Genomic DNA, 1,124 nt, shown 5'->3' with positions numbered 1-1,124 from the left:
TGCCTCAGCTTCGCGACAATCTCCTCGGGCTTGTGCTTTCTGCGCGGCATTCCTGGCATCCTCCAAAGGCTCAAAAGCCTACCTCAGGGAGGACCACTTTTCAGGGGGCAGACCAGGCTCACGTACCTGTCGAACTTCGGACGTTCGAGGCGCGTGCGCAACTCGTCGAAAGTCTGATCCGAGAATAAGAATACCGCCAGCCACGCGGACGGCGTCGATCGCCGCGCGGGGCGGTCCCTTCGGCCGCGGGACAGCGCTGATCAGAACGTTGGTGTCGAGAACGACGCGCTCAGCTCTCATCGGCCAGGAGCGCGTCCAGTTCCGCGTCCGTCAGACCGTTGCCTGCCGCCTCGGCGCCCAAGCGATCCATGGTCGCGCTTAGGCGCTCCCATGCCGCGCCGCGCAGGCGCTCGTATTGCTGTATCGACATCACCACGCCGACCGCCCTGCCCTTTTTGGTCACGCGCACCGGCGCGCCCTGCGCCGAGTCGAGCAACTGGCCGAAGCGGTTTTTGGCATCTCTGGCGGCGATTTCCTTCATGTGGCCATTGGCCGAAGCTGACACCCAGCTTCAGCCCGTGCCCCGCAGCCAGCGCTTGCAGCGCGGCGATGAGCATCGTGAAGGGGATGATGAGGAACATCGCCGCATATCGTTCTTCTGCCGTTTGACGTAGGGGGTGACATATTGCGGCGAGATCACCTTCACCGTGTGACCCAGCGTCGTCATCTCCCGCGCCCAGCAATGCGAGCCCGGACAGGCTTCCATCGCCACCGTGCGCGGCGGCTGCGCCGCCATGAACCGCCGTCCACCGCGGCACCGTGCAGCTGGAACACGTTCTTTGCCAGATTAATGCCGATGATGGTAACTTCTTCCATGGATGCCGTCTCCCGTCCTGTCTTGTGCTTTGACATCACAAGCTTGGCACATTGCGATGCCGTTGGGGGAGCGCGGCATCCCCCCATCTTCTTAGGAAGACCGAAGTTCGCGCGACCGTATCCGAGAGCCAGTCCGGCCGCCCGACGCTGCCTTGCACGGCGCAAGAATGAGGTCGCCTTCGGCTTCCGATTGCCGAACTATTTCCCCTTGGTGGCGCGGGCGCATGGCCCGCCAGGCTCAAACGAAG

General features: G+C 63.4%; 1 protein-coding gene and 1 pseudogene. Both read right to left on the bottom strand.

The genetic code is table 11. From position 1 onward, the window contains the following. Nucleotides 1-289 precede the first annotated feature (289 nt). Nucleotides 290-541 (bottom strand): type II toxin-antitoxin system Phd/YefM family antitoxin, encoded by a 252-nt coding sequence (locus tag ACLJK8_RS22815; RefSeq protein WP_413152688.1) that lies wholly within the window; start codon nucleotides 539-541, stop codon nucleotides 290-292. A gap of 108 nt (nucleotides 542-649) precedes the next feature. Continuing rightward, nucleotides 650-778 (bottom strand): annotated as a pseudogene (locus ACLJK8_RS22810) (IS110 family transposase); the annotation flags it as partial. Nucleotides 779-1,124 lie beyond the last annotated feature (346 nt).

The sequence above is a fragment of the Amaricoccus sp. W119 genome (assembly GCF_047275745.1).
Lineage (GTDB): Bacteria > Pseudomonadota > Alphaproteobacteria > Rhodobacterales > Rhodobacteraceae > Amaricoccus.
This window is presented reverse-complemented; position numbering and strand designations above follow the sequence as displayed.